We start from the raw sequence: 21300 nt of genomic DNA on the forward strand, positions 1-21300 counted from the left end.
GCCGGACTAAGATCCGACTGCCGTTTGCATTTATCGTAAATTGAATTATTCAGCATGATGCCATCCGCCTCATGAATGAGTCGTTATCTTGTATGCTGTCCCAGCGGAAATCTTGAAGGTGATTTCATTTCCTTCCGTTCCGGCATCGACCCTCGTTCCCGCATCGGTCTCAACGACAAGCCTTCGCGAATCGTCTTTCCGAATCCGGCATATTCCTCTGTGTTCAGAACGTATTACCGCCTGGCTCAGCTTGCCTTCAACCCATTTCATATCGACTTCGAACCCGCCGCGTGCACGCAGCCCTTTGACTGATCCGTCCCCCCATGCCTTCGGTAGCGATGGCAGTAGATCAATGACGCCTTCGTGGCTCTGGAGCAGCATCTCCGCGATGCCTGCGGTACCTCCGAAATTACCGTCAATTTGGAACGGCGGATGGTTATCGAGCAGGTTGGGAAGCGTCGAGTGGCGTAAGAGCGCCATGAAGTTCCCATATGCTTCATCGCTGTCGCGCAGCCGCGCCCATAGATTGATGATCCAAGCACGGCTCCACCCTGTGTGACCGCCGCCGCTAGCAAGCCGGCGCTCGAGCGTTATCCGGGCCGCCGTCGCCAATTCGGGCGTTCCGTAAGGTGTAATACGGGAACCGGGATGCAGGGCAAATAGATGCGAAATATGTCTGTGTCCCGGTTCTTCTTCCTCGTAATCCTCCAACCATTCCTGTAGCTGTCCATAACGTCCGATCTTCGGTTCCGGCAGCCTCGACCTTGCTTCGGCAAGCAGATCCCGGAAATCATCGTCGATGCCGAGCAGCATCGAAGCTTCGATACATGCCCCGAATAATTCATCGATAATCTGACTATCCATCGAAGGCGCAATGCACAACGTGCCCGTCTCCCCGTTCGGCAAGCGGTAAACGTTCTCGGGCGAGACGGAAGGCATGGTGACAAGTTTCCCATCCGCCGTCTCCGTCATGTAGTCGATAAAGAAATCCGCGGATTCCTTCATCGTCTCATACGCTTTCTCGAGGAATGACCGATCAAGATTGTAGGCGTAATGCTCCCACAGGTGAAGACAAAGCCAAGCCGCACCCATCGGCCAAACCGTAGCAGGCATGTAAATGTCCTGCGGTGCCGTATCGCCCCACAAGTCGGTATTGTGATGTGCTACAAACCCGCGGCAACCGTACATCCGGCGTGCCGTCTCACGACCGTTTGGCCTCATCCGCTCAAGCAGATCAAAGAGCGGTTCATGGCATTCGGACAAGTTGCAGCTCTCTGCCGGCCAGTAGTTCATCTGCGCGTTGATATTGATCGTATATTTCGAATCCCACGGAGGCGTGAAATGCTCGTTCCAGATGCCTTGCAAATTGGCGGGGAGCGAGCCGGGCCGACTGCTTGCGATCAGCAGGTATCGGCCATAATGGAAATATAACGCTGTTAAACCATTGTCTTCAGAACCTCCCCGCACCGCGGCGAGCCGTTCGTCTGTAGGCAAAGCGGCTGCAGCGGATCCTTCTCCATTCCCAAGCCGGAGCTCGACCCGTCCGAAGAGACTGCTGTTGTCAGCAATATGTCTTTCCCGCAACTCGGCATATCCGCGGGTACGAGCCGACCGAATCGTCTCCCGGCACACCGCTTCCGTATTATCATGCCTATAGGTGGTCGCAGCCGCGATAAAAATAACGGCTTCATCCGCATCCTCTACTACAAGAAACTCGCCGATTGACCGGATGTGTCCCCCTTTTGTTTGAACGCCGATCATCGAACAGACATTAATTCCATCCGCCCCACCGAGGCCCGCCTTCATAACGAGCAGGCCGTCCGGCTCGGTCCGCAAGCTGTCAAGAAAACGCTGATGCCCGCGCGTGAAGCGCAGCCTGAACGAAACGGCGTTGCTGTGGTCGGCAGATAATCGGACGGCGATGACACCGTCCGGATAACTGGCGAAATGTTCGCGCTCATGCCGTTCGCCGCGCCATTGGTAGCTGACGGTAGCCGTTCCGTTCTTTAGATCAAGCTCTCGCCGATAGTCCGACACTTCCGCTTCCTCATGTCCGATCTCAATCCATAGATCACCGAGCGGCTCGTAATGGCGTTGGCATTCCGGCGTTCCGGATAACGCCATCGCAGCGAGCCTTTCCGCTTGAGACAATCGTCCGTCCGCAAGCAGCCGCCGAACCTCTGCCAGATGCTCCAGCGCGTCTGGGTTGTTACGGTCCATCGGGCCTCCGGACCAAATGGAATCTTCGTTAAGTTGAAGGCGCTCTTCCACAGTTCTGCCAAAGATCATGCCGCCGAGTCGGCCGCTGCCGATCGGCAGGGCTTCGTCCCAGTTCTCCGCAGGCCGTTGATACCATAATTGCAATGAATCAGTCATCTAATTCATGCCTTCCTTCCTTAATCAATGTTCTGAATCCATACCGTAGCGGAAATAATCGAAGTCCACAAACCCTCCCGCTTCCTTCGTCGCATAGTTGTATAAGCCGATCCGGCAGCCCATAAAATGATCCAGCGTATATTTAAGCTGCAGCGGGCGGCCGATGGTTTCCCACCGGTGGCCGTCCGAAGAATAGTGAAACTCGGCCGTATCCGCACTATCCTCGAAGTCAAACTTGATTTTAAGATAGATTATGTCTCCTTCGTAACGAATACGCTCGACCGTGGTTTCAGCGCCGTCTCCGGAAGCAGCAGTCATTGCAACGTACCGGCTGCCGTCTTCCTCCATTTGCACGCCGACGGTGCCAAAATCATGCTGTAAGGCAACCAGCCCGGCACGATCACCCGGCTTCATTCCGGTAATGTCAACCGTCGTCATCGCCGTGCAGCGCGGTCCTTCCGTACGCTGCGTCAATGTGTTCCGGGCATATTCAACGCTTTGCGCCGGACGCCCCGTAATTAACCGAAGGTGCCCTTGACGCGACGTCACCGACCATAACAGGTTGTCGGGATTATGGTTCCATTGCCAGTTTAACGCCAGTTTATTCTCGTCATAGTCGAAGTCGTCGCTGATGACAAGCGGCTTCGGCAGCCTCTCCGGCAGGTCCGCCTCGAAGGACGACGGCACTTTGCCGTCGATTCCAAATACCGGCCAGTCATTCTCCCAATGTACAGGGACGACACAGGGGATCCGGCCTACAGCATCGTGATCCTGAAACAGAACAGCGTACCATTCTCCCGCCGGCGTATCGACGATACCTCCTTGCGCAACCCCTTTGTTGTGGTAGCCCATATCGTCATCCAGCACGACGCGATGCTCGTACGGTCCCAACAGTTCCCTTGAACGGTAGACAACCTGTCTGCGGCGGCAATTGCCGGTATTCGGCCATTCGATAAAGAACAGATAATAAAATCCGTTCAGCTTATAGGCATGACAGCCCTCGGCTCGTAAACCGATCCCTTCACGCTCCGTCTCGAACAGTAACCGGTTAATACCGCCCGGCTTCAACGCCGTCGCGTCCGGTGTTAGCTCCGTGATATGGATATCGCCGTTACCGTAGAACACATAGACGCGGCCATCATCATCAAACAGCAAACCCGGATCATGATGGAGTCCGCCAAGTACGGATCTTTCCCAACGTCCGTGCTCGATATCGTTCGTCCGGTAAACGTAGAATCGGTCCATATCATTGCACGAGAAACATACGTAGTACATTCCTTTGTGGTAGCGCAGACTGGCAGCCCATGAGCCGTTACCGTATATGCCTTCTCCATCGAGTAAATGATGCGCGTCATGATCTTCAAGCATATCGAAGACATAGTTCACAAGCTCCCAATCCATTAAATTGTCCGACTTCATAATCGGGCAGCCTGGCATGGAATGCATGCTCGTGCTCACCATATAGAACGTCGTTCCTACGCGGATGACGCTGACGTCCGGTACATCGGCCCAAATGACCGGATTCGTAATCGTTGTTTTGACCATTGCTCCACTTGCCTCCTTCGTTGTCTTAAACATGCTCTATTTGAAAAGATGTTCCTTGATTGCCTGCCACTTTTGAAAGCGCACACAAAACTTATCATAGCTTTTTCGCCTTGGCCTAACAAGCCTCTTGCCAACTTATATTGAAAAGCGCAGCCCTCCTCTTCAGGAAGCCTGCGCTATTTGAAATTTTGGGCCGATCAAGACTTCATCCAAAGTCAGGCTGATCTACAAAAGAAACGACGGGCTCCTTTACGCCATGAAGTTCGAACACGATAATATCGTTCCCGCCTTCGCGAAGAAGCGGAGCCGGCACGTACAGCGTCTTAGTCGGTCCCTTATCCCAGTAACGGCCTAGGTTAAAGCCGTTGATGAAGGCCTGCCCTTTGCCCCATCCATCCAATCGCAAGAACGTATCCGCCGGCTCGTCAACATGCAGACTGCCCCGATAAAAGACGGGCTCAAGGCGTTCGTCGCAATCACCATCAGGAACAAACGACAAACCATTAAGATCGGTCAACGGCAAGGACCGAATAGTCCAATCATGCAAGAACTGATAGCCGAGCCTCACCCCGCATGTGATTCCTTTCGGATCACGGAGCTGAGGGCCGTAGTTTATGCGCCCCATATTTTCCACCAGAATATCGATCTGCAATCCCTCCGCCGGGACTTCCAAAGGTATCCCCTTCGGATTCCAACGTTCAACCGTACCGATATAGGCTCCGTTGGCGAAAATAAGCGCACGATCGCGTACTTCTTGCAGGATAAGCTCCCTTCCGCTGCTTGGTCCCGTGATCTTCGTTGAATATAAAATAAATCCATACGCCTGCCCAAGCTTCTCCATCGGTTCGGGACACGATCTGCGCACAGGATGAGACAATGCGTCCAACTGGGTGAACAATGGCGCACATTCTGTCATCCGTACCTTCCCGTAAGCCCGCGACTCAATCCCTGGAGGCAATTCCAGCGGCGGCAGATCTACGTATTTCTCGATAATTTTCCGGGCTGCGTAAAATTTACCCGTCGGCCTTCCGGATTCGTCCAGCAGCGTATCATAATCATAGCTGGTTACTAGAGGCTCATACTCATCGAACAGATTGGCCCCATTCATAAATCCAAAGTTCGTTCCGCCATGGAACATATAGAAATTGACAGAAGCGTCCAAAGCCAGCATCTCATCCAGCGTTTCCGCCACTTCAGCTGCGGGGCGGGTCTGATGCGGCTTCATCCAGCGGTCAAACCAACCGTTCCAGAATTCCATGCATACCAGCGGCCCCGCCGGCTGATATTCGCGAAGTTTGGCAAAGGATTCTTTGGCACGGGATCCGAAATTGACCGTGGCGAACACCCCGTCGATCATCCCGCCCTGAAGCATGCGATCTTCGGCTCCGTCCGAGGTAAACAGCAGTACATCCATGCCGCGGGCGATCATTCCTTCTTTCAAATAATTCAAGTAAGCTTTGTCGGTTCCATAGCTCCCGTATTCGTTCTCAACCTGAAGCGCGAGCACGGGGCCGCCCTGGGTGCTTAACAGAGGCCGCAAACGCGGAAGCAGTTCGTCAAAGTAAGCGTCAACCTTGGACAAATAAGGTTTATAATCGCAGCGGAGCTGCATGTTGTCATCCGCTAGCAGCCATGCGGGCAAGCCGCCGAATTCCCACTCGGCACAAATGAAGGGACTCGGCCGCAGGATCACATGCAAGCCCAGTTCCCCGGCTAGTCGAACGAAGGCTTCAATGTCAGCCAGACCTTCAAAATAAAAGCGGCCTTCCTCCGGTTCATGCAAATTCCAAGGAATATAGGTTTCTACCGTATTCAGTCCGCAAGCCTTCAGCTTCAACATACGATCCCGCCAATATTCCGGAACGATCCGGAAATAATGCAGAGCCCCGGAGAGAAGACGGAACGGCTGACCGTTCAACAGAAACTGGTCGCCCGATATGGATAAATTACTCATAGTTTCTTCTTCCTTTCTCCCTAAACCCCTGCGATCACGGAAGGGGTTGCGATCGTATGCCATAAATTCGCGCTGATCGCTCTTGGACCGTCTTCATCAACGAGACCGTCGAAGGTCAGGAGTTCCTCTTCCAATTCCGGAATCCGGTCCAGATCCCCTTCTACATAACGATGGATTCGACGAATGGCAGTTTGGATTCTCTGAAGCAAGCCTCCCATCCGCAGATCAAAGACATCAAGCCCGAATATCTTGTTTTCCTTCTCCCATTGGATCCGGTATTCGTCCATAAACCTTTCGGTCAAATCGGAAAGCAGCGGCAAAGTCACATCGGCAAAACGGGCCAGTGTCTCCGAATCTCCTCGGCGGTATGCATCCCTGATGCGTATTCCTGCTTCGCTCTTGACCTCAAGCAATCGGCATAAGCTTGCCTGGACGGAGAATAGGGGCTTCCAAGCCGGATTGCGCAATAACGCCGCTTCAAGTCTTTCCGCACTCAACCGGTAATGCTCCGTATATGCATCCGGTACAACATGGCGGTCGAACAACCCGTACATAATATCCTGATACAACAAATACTTTGCCGGATTGATGGAATTTCCTCCGGGTGCGGGGTTGCCTGGAACCAGATTAGCCGCGTCAAGGGTCATGAAGTCATCGTAATTGCCCTCTGTGCAAGTGGTGAATCTCTCCCGCATATAATCTTCCTCCGAACGTCCCGTGTAGCATAACTCTGCCCATAGTTGAAGGGATGGAAGTACCGAGAAGACGGAAGCCTCGGCGCCATTATCTCCCCAGGCTGTCACCAGCACGTCTTTAACGCCATATTTGATGCAGCTCTCATGTGCCAGCAGGCTGACCTTGCGGCTGAATTCGTTGTTCGGAGCAAAGCCCATCCACTTCCAGGCTCCGCCAGCAAACCCGATGTTGTCGCTGAGCTGCTTATGTTTACGAAGCATTCCGTCATAAATCTCCTGCTTTTCCGAGTAGTAATCCCAATAGACCAACGTAACATCTTCCGGAATCATCTCTATAATGTCGGGGCGAATCGGACTCTCCGTATCATAATACTCTCCCGAGCTTGCCAGACGGAAAAACATGTCGCTCCACATCATCGTATGGAAACCATATTTCCTGGCGATCTCCATCACTTTGCCGAAGTGTTTAAGCATCAACGTTGAACGATCATGGTAACCGTGCTTGTCGAGATATTTTCCCAGTCCCATCATATGTGCTTCATCCATACCGATATTGATTCGGCGGCTGCGGAAATTTACGGCCATGAAAGCAAACATACGATCGATCAAATCATAAGTCCCGGGCTCGTCGATCAGGAGAATATCCTGACAATCCACCAACGGTGCATGAGCCTGCCATTTCAAGGTTTGACCCAGATGGGCCAGCGTCTGAATGCAAGGAACCAGCTCTATGCCAAAAAGTGCAGCGTACTTGTCCATCTCCTGAATTTGTCCGCCGGTATATCTCCCTCTCATATAACCGAAGTAAGGATATTCCTTCAGCTCATACGTGTCTTCCGTATACAGTTGAACCGACGAATAACCCATGAGCGATAAACGGCGGATCAATTCCTTATATCCTTGATCGTTTAGAACAGCGTTGCGCGAGCAGTCCGCCATAAAGCCTAGCTGTTCATAGGCCTGCTGTTCCTTGATTTCAAACGTTTCTTCTCCTCGGCGTACGTGCTCGAGAAACCGGCTGATCCCCCGAATCAACTGATGCTCCTTCTCGAACTCGATAGTAGCCTGACCCGCGCCAAATGACACACGGATGCCTTTCCCTTGGTTCTTGCAATCCACTGGAATGCCTGCCTGATCCATTCGGATGCTCAGAATTTCCGCCACTTCGGAGACTGCCGACAACTGCTGTACACTTAATCCCTTCAAGTGAATTCCGGTTATCATCATCGCTTCCCTCCAAATTGTAGAAGGATGCGGCCATTCCCTGCCGCACCCTCTGTATGTTCGGGTTCTATACCCGATTACTCAATACCTTCTTCTTTGGCCTTCTCATTTACTTCCTCAATCATTTTATCGAGACCTTTTGCCTTATAATCCTTCAGAATACTATTCCACGAATCTTCAACCGATTCCTTGGAGAGCATGATTTTGAGCAAATCATCATGGTCAAGTACCGAGAATTTATCCTTTGTAGGCGTGGAGATATAAGTTAATAGAATATTGTAGTCCGGAACCTTTGTATTTTTCAAAATCCAGTCGATATAATCGACGGCTTCTTTTCGTATGGCTTCGTTAGCGATCGTCGGGTCGTCCATGTTGTATCTGTCCGAAGTTTCGTAAGCCACCAATTCCTTCAGGAATAAACGGGCCGGATACTTCTCGATCAAAGAACGCGTTTCGATCATTACTTTTTTGCCGTCCTCGATCTTGTAATCCTCGCCTTCGATGCCGTAGGTCAACAAATCTTTACCTTCCGGGGATAATACATAATCATAGAGTGCCATAATCCGGGCCATCTTTTTATCGTCGACCTTGTTGCTGAAGTAGCTTTCCGACCAGTAGGTTTTGAAAATAGCGTGTGAACGTTCTCCATCCGGACCGACGAGCGGCTTAAGTACCTTAACGCTCTGAGTGATATCTTGATCCGGGTAAGCGGACTTCCAACGTTTTTCATAAATTTCTTTATTGTAATTGATAAACCCGCCGCCGCTCAGGAGAGCTGCCGATTTACCCGCTACGAAGTTGTCATAGGAATCCGAAGGCTTCACTAGTGCGATATCGGGATCGATCAATCCTTTGTTATACATGTCTTTCATATTTTGAAGCGCCGGAAGCGTCTTCTTGGAGAAAATAGCCGGGATATACTTGTCATCCTCTTTGATCCATTTGAAATCGCTGCCGCTGCCATCGCTCGTGGCAACCGGGTTACCGTACAGCCAGAAGAAACCGCCCAGCATTTTGGTAGTAGTCGATGTCAAACCTGCAATATTCTTGCCTTCCGGATCCGCCTTGACGATGGCATCCAGCATGGCTTCAAACTCTTCCCATGTCTCAGGTTCTTTGGTGATGCCGGCTTTTTGGGCGAGGTCCCAACGATAGAGCACAACACGGTCCAACGCACTCCAGTCCACGCTTGGGAACATCCGGCGAGGAACGGTATAATGCTTGCCGTCAACGCTTAAGCCGCTAATGTCCGGAGCTTCGAAATATTTTGCAAGATTTGGATAGGGAGAGAGATCCGGAAGCGCCTTGACGACGCCCTGCTCAACCCATTTGCGCTGATATTGCGTGCCGACGGCGTCGATCGCGAAGATGTCAGGCAATTGGTCGGAGGCAGCCCACATTTGAATCTTCTGAGCATAGTCATCCCAAGTCGTATTGACCGGTTTTAAGGTAATATTGAATTTCTCCAGTATTTGTTGAACGATCTTATCTTTTTCAATGTTAGCAATTTCGACATCCGCGTCCCAGTAACCTACTGAAATGGTCATAGGGTCTTTGTAGGGATTATCTGTGGAAGAAGAGTTCGCAGAGCTTGAGCCTTCCCCATTCGCTGCCGTTTGCCCTTTGTCATTATTGCCTCCGCCGCAAGCTGCCAGCAGCGAAGCCATTAAGGTAATACACATTGCCAGCGTTAATATTTTCTTTCTACGCATGCTTGAAACCTCCCTTTAATTGTTTAGGATAATACTCTGTATTTGAATGTTCTTATCCTTTAATGGAGCCCACCATAATCCCTTTATTAAAGTGCTTCTGAAGAAACGGATAGACGGCAATGATAGGGATGCTAGACACCACAACAGCTGCCATTTGCAGTGCAGGCGTGTAAACCTTCGCAGTCTGCTGCTGTTCGGCCATGGTTTGTGCCATGAGACCGAGTAAGGAATTAGAAGTAATGAGCGTTTCCCGCAAATAAATTTGAAGCGGCGTTTTTGAAGCATCGCTGATAAAGATCAAAGCATACCACCATTCATTCCATCTTTCTACGGCATAGAACAGGGCAAATGTTGCCATAAACGGAGCAGAGATCGGAATAATAATTTTGAGCAGGATATACAGGTCGTTCGCTCCATCAAGCTTGGCCGACTCTTCCAGACTTTCGGGAATCGTGTTGAAATAATTTTTCATTATAATCAGGTAAAAGGTGTTCAGGCCCGCAGGTATAATCATAACGAAGATATTATTTACAAAGCCCAAATCCTTCACGATCAGATAAAACGGAATCAATCCGCCGTTAAAAAACATCGTGAACAAGATCAAACTAAGCATCGCGTTTCTGCCAGGCATTCCCCGTTTGGACAGGGCATAGGCTCCAGCCACAGAGATCGTCATGCTGAACAAGACTCCGAGCACGGTTACGATGACCGAATTTAAGATAGAAGTCCAAAACTTCATATCCTGAAGCAGCAATTTGTAAGCCGATAGATCGAACGATCGCGGGAAGATATAGAAGTCGCTTTTGCTGATCGCTTCAAACTTGGCAACCGAGATAATTAGAACGTTATAGAAGGGAAAAAAGGTAATGAGCGCTAGCAGCCCCAAAATCACGAAGGCACCAATATCAAAAGCACTCCACTTCTTTGTCTTTTTTTCCATTGTGTCAGTCAATTGTGTCTCCCCCTTACTTGCAAATTAGTACAGGCCTTCTTCCCCCATCTTCTTAGCGAAGGTATTGGCCGCCCATAAGAGCGCCAGGCTGATTACGGATTTAACCATACCTACAGCGGTCATATAACCGAAATCGCCGCCTACGGTGAATGAAGTTCTATAGATATACGTATCGATCGTGTCGGCCACTGAATATACCGGTGAGCTGTACAGGTTAAAGATCTGATCGAAGCTGGACCCTTGAGTCAGCAGTTGTCCAACTTGTAGAATCAGCAAGACGGCTACTGTGCTCTTAAGACCAGGCCATGCAATATTCAACAGCCTGCGGAAGCGGTTCGCGCCATCCACCTCGGCCGCTTCGAACAACTCAGGGTTAATTCCAGAAAGCGCTGCCAAGTAAATGATCGAGTCCCAACCAATCTCCCGCCAAACATGGGTGATGTACAGCACCGGCCTAAACGCGCCTTCATCCACGAGCGGGGAGCTCGGGTTTCCGCCGAACAACATAATGATCTGGTTATAGATCCCGTCCTTGCTTAAAATATTGATAACAATCCCCGCGAGTACAACCCAGGAAATGAAATGCGGGAAGGTCAGAATCGTCTGAAAGAATCTTCTGATCTTGGTCTTCGAAAATTCATATAACACAATGGCCAGAATGATAGGCATCGGAAAATGAATTAACAACTTCATTAAACTGATAATGACGGTATTCCAAAATGCTCTGCGAAACTCGGGGTCGGTCAGCAAGGTCTGAAAGTTCTCCAAGCCGACCCAGGGACTTCCCAAAATCCCCTTGCCGTAATGAAATGTTTTGAATGCCAGCGTAACACCGTACATAGGAGCATAGCTGAAGAGGGCATACCAGATTAATATCGGCAGCACCATGAGGTAGAAATACTTATACTGTAAAATCGTTTTGCCCAAGCTGCGCTTGGGAGTGCGGACGGTTACAGGTTCAGCCAATCTTCCCCCCACCTTTCTGTCTGAGATTGCAATGCGAGTAAGCGCTTTATATGATAAATTATAGGGGGAGAGGAATTTGTCGAGTATAGAGAATCCAACTCCATGCATGTGGATTTTTTATATTTCTTCGATTGGCCTTTCCGTGACCCTTAATATCCGACATAGTGAGCGTAAAATAATCCATACCCCCAAGGGCCTTCAATAGCTAGGATGAATCTAAGAACACCAGAGAGACAGGGGGATTGCCTATGCACTCCGTGATTATTGCAGATGATGAGAAGTGGATCGTAGAAGGAATTAAAGCAGGGGTGAATTGGAATAAATACGGCTTTGAAGTTATCGACGACGCCGAAAACGGGCAAGAAGCTCTCAACTTAATCCAATCGCTTCACCCTACTCTTGTATTGACGGATATCAAAATGCCCGTCATGAATGGACTGGAACTTATACAACGCGGCAAAGCCGTAGCGCCGGATACTATTTTTATCGTATTGAGCGGACATGCCGAGTTCGCTTATGCCCAAAAAGCGATGAATTACGGCACTTACGGATACTGCCTGAAACCCTTTGAAATCGAAGAAATTGAAGGAATTCTCAACCGGATAGCCCAACAGCTCAAATCCAAAACAGTTAAGGAACCCCCCGTTTCTAATCACACCTATGAACTGTATGAAGCCGTATGCTCAGGGGATCACGAGCAAATCACTCAATGGTTGGATGAGAAGCGAGTGCCCTTGTCCCGCTCTACGCCACACATCCCGATTGTTATCCAAGGGCTCGGTTCCCCCATCGAGGTCGGACCAACCTCTTCCCTGGTCTTTCCGATGAGTCGCCGGCGATATGGCTATCTATTGGAAGAGAGTCAATATGACACCTTCCTCCAGATCCTTGAGCAAGCGAACGCTGCACGAGAATGCGGCATCGGGATCGGCCCGCCAATATCGGACATCCACCAGTTGGACGCATCTTTGGAATCAGCCTCCCTGGCTGCCTTCAGCATGTTTGCAACAGGCAAGCCCGGATGTTATTTGGGGAATCAACCCGTGGAGAATCCGATCGACGAGAAGCTCAAGGAGATTTCTCAACTGCTTCAAAACAAAGACCGGCTAGGCTTCATAGCGGCTATGGAATCGATAAAGAAGTTATTCAGAGAGGGAATCTTCACCATAAAAGAAGCTTACCTGCTCTATACCTCGATCCTTTACTTATTTCCACGGGAAGGTGCCAGGGTGAGCGGCCGCTTTTTTGAAGGATATGAACAGCTCTACTACCGTTACGGCACAGCCGAAGCGATGATCGATGATCTGGTTCTGATGACGCTTGATACGTTCAGGGAGAGGTACGAGGCGGATACTTCGCAAATCTCAAACAAAAAAGTCAAAGAAATCTTGCTGTATATTCGCGACCATTTTAATCAAGAGATATCTATTCAGCATTTGGCTAATCATTTTTACTTAAGTCCCAATTACCTGTGCCAGTTATTTAAGAAAGAAGTCGGCGAGACTATTGTAGAGCATATTAGCCGCCTAAGGATTGAATGCGCTTGCAAGCTTCTGGTGGAGACCGATCTCTCCATCTATCAAATCGGGGAAAAATGCGGGTTTCATGATTACTTCTATTTTACGCGGATCTTCAAGCGGCATCTTAAAATGACGCCGACGCAATATAGGGACAAAAACCAATGAAAACAATTAAGAGACTATCTATCCGTACCCAGGTTCTGTTATTCGGATTGTTTATTATAGCTCTCATTCCCGTTATTATCTCGCGGGTCTATCAACTATCCAGCGAAACGATTATTAACCAGAATACGCAATACAATACGGAGCTGGTCTCGCTACTCAAAGAGCGGATTTCCGCCAACTACGCCAACATTTCATCCATGATGATGAACGTGGGATACGATTCGACCGTCCAGAAGTTTCTCCTGGAGAAGGATAAGCTCCGGGTCTATGACTTATCTCAAAAGGTAGAAGGGTTGCTGAGCATCGCCCGAAATATGAATACGGATATTCTGGATATTGTTGTGACGGGAAGTTCGAACACTCGAGTTTCTATCGCGGGGAGAACAAAATATGTGGAAGATCTCATGGATACAGCCGGAGATGACGGGATCGTTCAATATCGGGGTTATAGCCCTCCTGATAAAATCCTCGACAAGAGCAAGCTGCTCTTCGGGATGAATATCTTTGCTTCCGGGGATACGTCGAAATATGGGGAAAAGATCGGATATCTTGCCGTTATTATGGATATGAGAGCGATTCAGACTGAATTCTCGGAGTACCCCCGCCTGGCCGGAACCAGCTTTTTTATGATAGATGATAAAGGCGTAATTTACTCCAATAGCAACGAACCGGAAGCTATGTTGGAACCGATTCTTAACCGAGCCGCTTACGAAGACGGCAAGTCAACCGTCGAAACGATCAACGGGAAGAAATACGCCATTCAATCCTTTCAGTTGCCTGAAATATCGGGAAGAATCGTAACCGCAGTTCCTGTCCACAGTTTAATGAAGGAACTGGAGAAGTTGAAGAAGTTCAGCATTTGGCTGTTGGCCTTAACCCTGTTGGTCGTCTCCATCCCATACTCCGTGCTTGTGATGAATCTCTTGCGGCCGCTGTCCCGGCTGATGCGTTATATGAATCAGTTGAAGGCTGGAAGCCTGCAGGTGCTCAACAATAAGGTTGATCTTAGAGGCTATGCCGAGATGGAAATCATCTCCCGGCAGTTCAACGATATGACCACACGGATTCATGATTTGACGGGGCAATTAGTGGATGCTTCAACCCAGCTCTACCAGTCCGATTTGGAAAAGCAGCGGGCCGAATACTCTTATTTGCAGAGCCAGATCAACCCGCATTTCTTAAGCAACACTTTGGATACCATTAAAGGCGTTGCCATTGTAAAAGGAAACCGGGAGATCTTTGAAATGACCACCGCATTAAGCACCATGCTAAGATACAGCATCAAAGGCAAAGAGGAAGTAACTCTTGGTGAGGAACTCAAAATCGCGGAAGCTTGCGTGAAGATTTACCAGGGGAGGTTTCCGGGCAAGTTCACGTACACGCTGTTCTGTCCGCAGGAATGGCTTCATATTTCCGTACCAAAAATGATTCTTCAACCCATTATCGAAAATGCGCTGGCTCATGGACTTGAAGCTCAGGGCAGCGGAGTTTTGCTGATCTCGGTGGAGGCCAGCGAAGAGGGACTGCTGGAGATCGCGGTCGAAGATAATGGAGTGGGAATTCCAGCCGACAGGCTTGAACAGCTCACCAAACTGCTGGCGCAGAAAAATATAGAATCGGGCGATCATATCGGTCTTCTTAACGTGAATAACCGCCTGCATCTTAAATACGGAGATCCTTGCGGTGTCCGGCTCTACAGCCGGGAGGGAAGCGGAACGAAGACCGTGTTGATGCTTCCCGGAACTTTGATAGAACCGCAAGAATACGGTGCTTAGCAGAAAGTAGGGGGTGTCCCATCTGTCATCTATAGATGACAGATGGGACACCCCCTTTTTAAGCCCAAATAAAATGTATCATTTTAACCGCTATGCTTTATGACCGGAGGCGTCCGCGTACTCCTTGGCATGATAAGGTCCGCCCTCTTTCAGTACCGTCCGCATCGGATCAATATCGCAGTCCATGGAGCTCATCATCTCGTCATGCCATTCATTTAACAAATACACGGCCTCTTTGCAAATATCTCTGCGTTCTTCAGCGAGATTATGTTGTTCATAAAGGTCGTGCTTCAAATTGAACAACATTTCTTTCGGAAATCCATGATGTCCATCATGATAGGTACGCATATATAACCAATCCCCGAATCGGACGCTGCGCTGACACACATGGGCACATTGTGAAATGACAAGATAATCTCGCCCGGCGGACGGGATTTCCTCCGTAATAGCTTCGGCATAACTTTCTCCGTCCCAGGATGGAGCGGCTTCCAATTTCAGAAGACTCGCTAAGGTCGGCGGGAGATCCAGATGATAATGGAGGCCGTCATCCACGGCTCCCTTCCTGCCGCCCGGCCAGGAAACAATCATCGGAATACGGCAGGTCCCTTCATCCGCCGTGCCGTGTTCGGAATAAATCCCGAGCTCGCCCAGGTTCTCTCCGTGATCCGCACTGATAATGATAGCCGTATCTTCCATCACCCCAAGCTGCCTCAGCTTGGAGAATACTTGCCCGAGATGCTCGTCCAGATATTTAACCCCGGTATCATAGTTGTCGATAATAACCCGCAAATCGTCGTGCTGATCTATGCTCCGATGGTGACGGGCATGACGGTGATAGTGCGATTTGGCGAGCGCGTTCATGTCTTCAATGCTGTGCTGCCCCTTCTTGTTCCGGTGAAGCTCGAATACCTCTTCGGTGAGCCAGGCGGGCAAGGGGTCCTGTGCGAACGGATTGCCATAATCCTCGGGCGTACGATAAGGCGTATGCGGATCCCAAAAATTCAGATGCAGAAACCAATTCTCCGAGCTTCCGTTATCCTCAAGCCATTTAAGCGCTACGGGAAGCACCTGTTCCGCCGTCTCATGCCCTCTTCCGCCCACGTTGAACACCTCGTGAAAACCGGCGTTGAACGTCCAGGCGGAGTGCCGTTCGGAGAACGTGCTGATCGACGCGGTTTTCATGTCCGCTTGCCTTAATACAGCGGGAAGGCTCTCCATGCCCAGGCGGTCATTGAATTCCCGGCTTGCCCCTTCCCTGCGCATATCGGCAGCGGTACCGCCATGTCCTACAATTCCGTTATGAATGCCGAAACGCCCCGACATTAATGCGGAGCGGGATGGCAGACACGGAGCATCCGAGCAGTAATAATTGGTAAAGGTGACCCCTTCCTTAGCAATGGCATCGATGTTCGGGGACGTATTCCGATGGTAGCCGTAGCACCCCAGATGATCCGGGCGAAGCGAGTCCAAATCCAAATACAAGATTCTCATGATTGATTCCCTGCCTTTCTATTTATACTAAGATGAACTGATAAAATAGATAATGGGAAAGATTACGAATCGACATCGTGCTGATCAAATGCGATCCGCTCATGATAATAAGCGTAAATGAATCCGGCACATCCGGCTATGGAGAAGCGATGCTTGTTTTTGTAAATTTGATACTTTTTCGATACTCGGACGGTCCTTTGCCATACACGGTCTGAAATGCTTTACTGAAGTGCGAAGCGTCATAAAATCCGCATCTGCCGGAGATATGCTCCATCGTATAATCCGTACTCTCGAGCAGCTGCTTGGCATGCTGCAGCCGAAGCTTACGAAGCATTTGCATCGGCGTCAGCTTGTATATTTTCTGGAACGCCCTACTAAAGTAGACGGGATTCATATGATAAAGCTTGGCAAGCTCTTCTCTGGTAATCTCCTGATCCAGCCGGTCCTCCATGAATTGCAGCGCTTCGTTAAATCGGTCCGTAACGGCGGGATCACTAGAGGCGCGACGGCCTCCATGCTTGGTGCTTTCGACAATTTCATAAAGGAGATAAAAAACGAGCGAACCGACCTGAACGTTTCTTAATTCGTCTTCCTCCTGCAGCCATAAGCTCCGCAGTTCGTCGAACTTTCGCTCATACACGTCCCGGTCCCGTACTCGAATCACCTTGCCTAAAGGAAACAATTTGAAGAAGTCATCCCCGGCACCCACAGTAGCGTTGATATTAAACAAATAATGCACGCCATCTCTTTTAGAAATGACATTAAAAGGCTCATTGGGACGATGAATCATCACATCCCCGGCGGAAGCCACATATTCCCCTTCGGAGGATGTCGTCAACATCTCTCCCTTTTGTATATAAGAGACGGTATAACAAGACTGAACATAATCAAAAATGATTCGCGTCTTGTATTGAATTTTGATAACGTCCAGGACGTTTACACCAAACTGACTTTGAATGATAGAGGACATGAAACTCCCTCCTAAACAAGCTGCTGACAGCAGTTCTTGAACTTTTTCCCGCTTCCGCAAAGACAAGGTTCATTTCGGCCCGGGAGCGGTTGACCGCTGTTCCTGTACGCTTGTAACTGTTCCGTTTTGAGCCGGTTAGCAAGTATAGTCATCCTGTCGTACGCATGGGCGTAAAACATCCTATAGCTTTGGCAAAAATAATCCACCTCGGACCGGTCATTGACATCGAGCCAATTCCGGTTGCGGGGGCATCCTCCATGGCAAAAGCTGAGATATTCGCAGTTGCGGCATGCTTCATTTATCATCGGCTTCATTTGCAAAAAGTGTTCATAAGCAGGGCTGGCAAGCAATGATTCCAGGTCGCTTTGACCGATATTTCCTAACCTGTGCTCTTCGTCAATAAAGAAATCACAAGGGTAGGCATCCCCGTTCGTCTCAAGCACCATCATCTTCGGACAGTGCGAGCTGTGAACGCACAGCTCCGCCGGACGATGCAGCATGGCAAGTACCATATTCTCAAACATACGAATGGATATTTCCGGATTCCCCTCGTTGTACCACAAGTCAAAGGTGCGGCACAGAAACTCCCCATACTGTTCCGGCGTGATCCGGAAGACTCCGGGCATCCCGCTCTTTTGAGAAACAAAATCCATACAAGGGATGAACTGAATATATGTAAACCCCTGCTCTTTGTAAAAGGCCATCACTTCGTCCGGCTTCGTCACGTTATCTTCATGAATCACCGTCAAAATGTTATATTCCACACCCGCCTGCTGCAAATGACGTACCCCACGCATAACCAGGTCAAAGCTGCCTTTTCCTGATCCCGTTACACGGTGGGCATTATGGATATGCTCCGGTCCATCGAGGCTAATTCCGATCAGAAAGTTGTAACGTTTGAAAAATCGCGCCCAAGTCTCATTTATAAGCGTACCATTCGTTTGCAGCGCATTGCTTATCAGAGTATGAGGCGGCGCATACTTGGCCTGAAGCGAGACCACTTGTTCAAAATACGGATATCCGGCCAACAAGGGCTCTCCTCCCTGCCAGGAGAATGTAGCCTGTCCGGAGGACCGTTTCATATACTGAGAGATAAACCGATCCAGAAGTACCGGCTCCATCACTCGAACCGGTTGATGAGGAACCCCGCCGGCCGTACTGTAGTAACAATAATCACAGGCCAGATTGCAATCCTCGGAGACGGTTTTCCACATGACATGAAGATGTTGCGGCCTGGATGTTTGAATGCATGCGCTCATTGAGTTCTATCCCCCATTGTTATGCCTGTTTAATATGAGACAAAACAGAAACAGGTTCGCGTCCAACAACCAGACAACCGCCCTGCACATATCCTTCTTCGCGGCCCTGAAGCTCATGAATCAGGATAGAACGCCAATATTGAATTTTTTCCTGCAGCGACGGATCGTGAATTAGGTTGTGCAGTTCGCCGGGATCCTGAGTCAAATTGAAGAACTGTTCCTCCCCGGTTTGAGAGTACCATATATATTTCTCGCGCCCATCCGTAATCCACTGCGTGGACATGATGCCTTGGGTATGTTCCCCGTGCAGGTACTCACGCCAAGACTTTTCCCGGGGCTCCTTATCGCCGCGCGCTAAATCCCAGATGCTCTCCCCATCGACGGAACCGGGGATCTCGGCCGAAGCCGCATTCAATAAAGAAGGCATAATATCGCGCAATTCAATGATCTCGGACACGGCGGATCCTGAAGCCAAATCCAGGTGTCCTCCCGCATCATTTACGATAAATGGAATGTGGGCGCTCCCTTCATAAGGCAACGACTTTCTAAACAAATGATGGTCGCCCAGCAGCTCCCCATGATCCGAAGTAAACATGATGATCGTATTATTCCGTTCGCCGTATTCGCTCAACACTTGCAGAAAACGTCCGATTTGATGATCGATATGGGTAATTAACGCGTAATAAGCAGCCATAGCTGTTCTTAAGCGACGCTTGGGAACGATGCCCTTGGAAGTCACGGGATTAAACCCGTTCCCCTCCGGGTCTTCCTTCATGGCCCATTCCCCAATCACCGGATCGGGAAAATCGAGATCCTTGTACATATCCAGATAGGCTTGCGGCGGATCAAGAGGAGAATGAGGGCGCACGAACGACATCCACAGGAAAAACGGTTTGCCCGGATCTCTACGCCGCAAGAAATCGATCGATTGACTTACAGTCCAATTGGTAGGATGCAGGTGTTCCGGCAGAGCCCATGGCCTTGCAACTGTGGAAGCATTACAATCCAGTCCAAGGTCCAAGAGGTCCGCTCCCGGGACTTGTCCGCGCAGCCAAGGCAAGTAATCGTCCACTTCTTCGAAATGCTCTTGTAGGGGAGTATTCTGTTTATCGCGATTATAGTGCAGATAACCGTCATGCAGGACAACATTATGGAACCCAAGCAGACTCCGTGCCGGATAGACATGCATTTTACCGACACATTGCGTATGGTAACCCGATTTAGCCAGTTCTCCCGGTAATGTGTTCGGGTAATTCCACGGCACCCTCTCCTGGTAGCCGACTCGTCCGTGAGAGGTTTGCTTCATCCCCGTGAATATAGCTGCCCGGGCAGGCACACAGGTCGGCGTCGACGAATAAGCATGATCAAATCTCACACCGGTTCGGGCCAACTCATCCAGGTTAGGCGTCTCCACGACGGGATGCCCTAGTATACTTAAACAATCAAAGCGCATCTGGTCTACCGTAATCAGTAAAATGTTTGGACGTTTAGAACTCGTTCCTGATTCCATTTCAAAAGCCTCCTCTTGATGAAATACTAGACGATACAAGTTATAGCTTCAGTGAGTTTCCTCAACGGATTTACTTTATAACATCCGCTGCGCACCGAAACCCGATATTCCCTGAAGAGCTGTCCGGCGTATTCTTGCTTCGGGCCGCGATACGATAGCGGTTACAATAAGATTTATGGCATAAATAGGATCCGCCGCGCATCGACCTTGCCACACCGCTTGCCGGGCCTCGCGGATTTACGGAATCGGAAGACCGGTGATAGTCAGGCGCGAACCAATCCTCGCACCATTCCCATACATTTCCCGACATATTGTAAAGGCCATAACCGTTAGGCCGGTAGGATTTTACAGGAGCCGTGCCTGCATAACCGTCGCTGGCATGATTCTTGTCGGGGAATTTCCCTTGCCAAATATTGCATTGGTGTTCTCCGCCTTGCTTTAATTCGTCCCCCCAAGGATATCGTTTCTGGACAAGTCCTCCCCGGGCAGCATACTCCCACTCCGCTTCTGTCGGAAGACGCTTGCCGGCCCAGCGGCAATAAGCTTCGGCATCATTCCAGGACATATGAACAACCGGATGATCCAGCCGCTCCTTCACATGAGAATCGGGGCCTTCCGGGTGACGCCAGTCCGCTCCTTCTACGACCCACCACCAAGGGGTTTGAGTTGCCACTTGGGTAACCTTCTTGCCTGTTTCTTCGGAAACGAAAGAATGGAAGACGTAAGACCAGCCGAAACGCTCCGCTTCCGAAACGTAGTTGGTATCTTCTACAAAGAGCGCGAACTGCTCATTTGTAACCGCTGTCGCTTCTATATAGAAGGAAGAGACTGTCACTTCCCGAACCGGTCCCTCTCCATCCGACGGGAAGCCTTCCTTATCATCCGTCCCCATCAGAAATGGACCTCCCTCGATAAGAATCATACCCGATAAGTCTTTCTTCCCGGTCGATGCTTGGATCGATTTCTTCACTTGGGACGATCCATCGAGGGAACCATTGACCTTGACTTGATGACGACTGGCTGAGCAGCAAGCTTTAAAGTTATCTGCCATATTCAAATCTCCAATCTGCGATGATCCCTGCTCTAAGTGGATGTGAATACAATATCAGTGTTTTTTTGATTTCAGCTTCATTATAACACTTTTTTTCAAAACGAAATTAAGTTTTTATAGAATGATTCAATTACA

Annotated in this window: 14 protein-coding genes; 2 read left to right on the top strand and 12 right to left on the bottom strand. The window is 49.7% G+C overall.

Features of this window, described 5'->3' with window-relative positions:
• Positions 1-69: 69 nt before the first annotated feature.
• From KB559_RS02780 to KB559_RS02810, 7 genes are all read right to left on the bottom strand, one after another.
• On the bottom strand, positions 70-2376 hold the full coding sequence (locus KB559_RS02780) for a glycoside hydrolase family 95 protein (protein WP_211020046.1): 2307 nt from the start codon (positions 2374-2376) through the stop codon (positions 70-72).
• A 24-nt stretch (positions 2377-2400) separates the two neighbouring features.
• Positions 2401-3921 (bottom strand): glycoside hydrolase family 43 protein, encoded by a 1521-nt coding sequence (locus KB559_RS02785; protein ID WP_211020047.1) that lies wholly within the window; start codon positions 3919-3921, stop codon positions 2401-2403.
• A 205-nt stretch (positions 3922-4126) separates the two neighbouring features.
• Entirely contained in the window at positions 4127-5875 is a 1749-nt protein-coding gene (locus tag KB559_RS02790; protein ID WP_211020048.1) for a glycoside hydrolase family 35 protein, read from the bottom strand.
• A 20-nt stretch (positions 5876-5895) separates the two neighbouring features.
• Positions 5896-7797 carry a beta-N-acetylhexosaminidase gene (locus tag KB559_RS02795; RefSeq protein ID WP_211020049.1) on the bottom strand — a complete coding sequence of 634 codons (1902 nt, stop codon included), beginning with the start codon at positions 7795-7797 and terminating at the stop codon, positions 5896-5898.
• A 74-nt stretch (positions 7798-7871) separates the two neighbouring features.
• Positions 7872-9506 carry an extracellular solute-binding protein gene (locus KB559_RS02800; protein ID WP_211020050.1) on the bottom strand — a complete coding sequence of 545 codons (1635 nt, stop codon included), beginning with the start codon at positions 9504-9506 and terminating at the stop codon, positions 7872-7874.
• Positions 9507-9558: 52 nt separating this feature from the next.
• Positions 9559-10446 carry a carbohydrate ABC transporter permease gene (locus KB559_RS02805; protein ID WP_211020051.1) on the bottom strand — a complete coding sequence of 296 codons (888 nt, stop codon included), beginning with the start codon at positions 10444-10446 and terminating at the stop codon, positions 9559-9561.
• A 36-nt stretch (positions 10447-10482) separates the two neighbouring features.
• A complete protein-coding gene (locus tag KB559_RS02810; RefSeq protein WP_244861597.1) occupies positions 10483-11424 on the bottom strand; it encodes an ABC transporter permease in 942 nt (313 codons plus the stop codon).
• 248 nt (positions 11425-11672) lie between these two features.
• Here KB559_RS02810 and KB559_RS02815 point away from each other — a divergent pair, with 248 nt between their 5' ends.
• The gene (locus tag KB559_RS02815) at positions 11673-13109 is read left to right on the top strand and encodes a response regulator (RefSeq protein ID WP_211020053.1); all 1437 of its coding nucleotides are present in this window, start codon (positions 11673-11675) and stop codon (positions 13107-13109) included.
• Positions 13106-14884, top strand: coding sequence for a sensor histidine kinase (locus KB559_RS02820; protein ID WP_211020054.1), 1779 nt, complete (start codon positions 13106-13108; stop codon positions 14882-14884). The genes KB559_RS02815 and KB559_RS02820 overlap by 4 nt, the downstream gene beginning before the upstream one ends.
• Positions 14885-14974: 90 nt before the next feature.
• Here KB559_RS02820 and KB559_RS02825 read toward each other — a convergent pair whose 3' ends face one another.
• From KB559_RS02825 to KB559_RS02845, 5 genes are all read right to left on the bottom strand, one after another.
• Complete coding sequence (locus tag KB559_RS02825; protein WP_211020055.1) at positions 14975-16375, bottom strand: sulfatase family protein; 1401 nt, start codon at positions 16373-16375, stop codon at positions 14975-14977.
• Positions 16376-16511: 136 nt separating this feature from the next.
• Positions 16512-17345, bottom strand: a complete 834-nt coding sequence (locus KB559_RS02830) for a helix-turn-helix domain-containing protein (RefSeq protein ID WP_211020056.1) — start codon at positions 17343-17345, stop codon at positions 16512-16514.
• A gap of 11 nt (positions 17346-17356) precedes the next feature.
• Positions 17357-18604 carry an anaerobic sulfatase maturase gene (locus KB559_RS02835; protein ID WP_211020057.1) on the bottom strand — a complete coding sequence of 416 codons (1248 nt, stop codon included), beginning with the start codon at positions 18602-18604 and terminating at the stop codon, positions 17357-17359.
• 19 nt (positions 18605-18623) lie between these two features.
• Positions 18624-20114 (bottom strand): arylsulfatase, encoded by a 1491-nt coding sequence (locus KB559_RS02840; RefSeq protein ID WP_211020058.1) that lies wholly within the window; start codon positions 20112-20114, stop codon positions 18624-18626.
• Positions 20115-20184: 70 nt separating this feature from the next.
• The gene (locus KB559_RS02845; protein WP_211020059.1) at positions 20185-21165 is read right to left on the bottom strand and encodes a formylglycine-generating enzyme family protein; all 981 of its coding nucleotides are present in this window, start codon (positions 21163-21165) and stop codon (positions 20185-20187) included.
• Between the last annotated feature and the right edge of the window lie 135 nt (positions 21166-21300).

The organism is Paenibacillus sp. Marseille-P2973, from assembly GCF_018101095.1.
Taxonomy (GTDB): Bacteria; Bacillota; Bacilli; order Paenibacillales; family Paenibacillaceae; genus Fontibacillus; species Fontibacillus vini.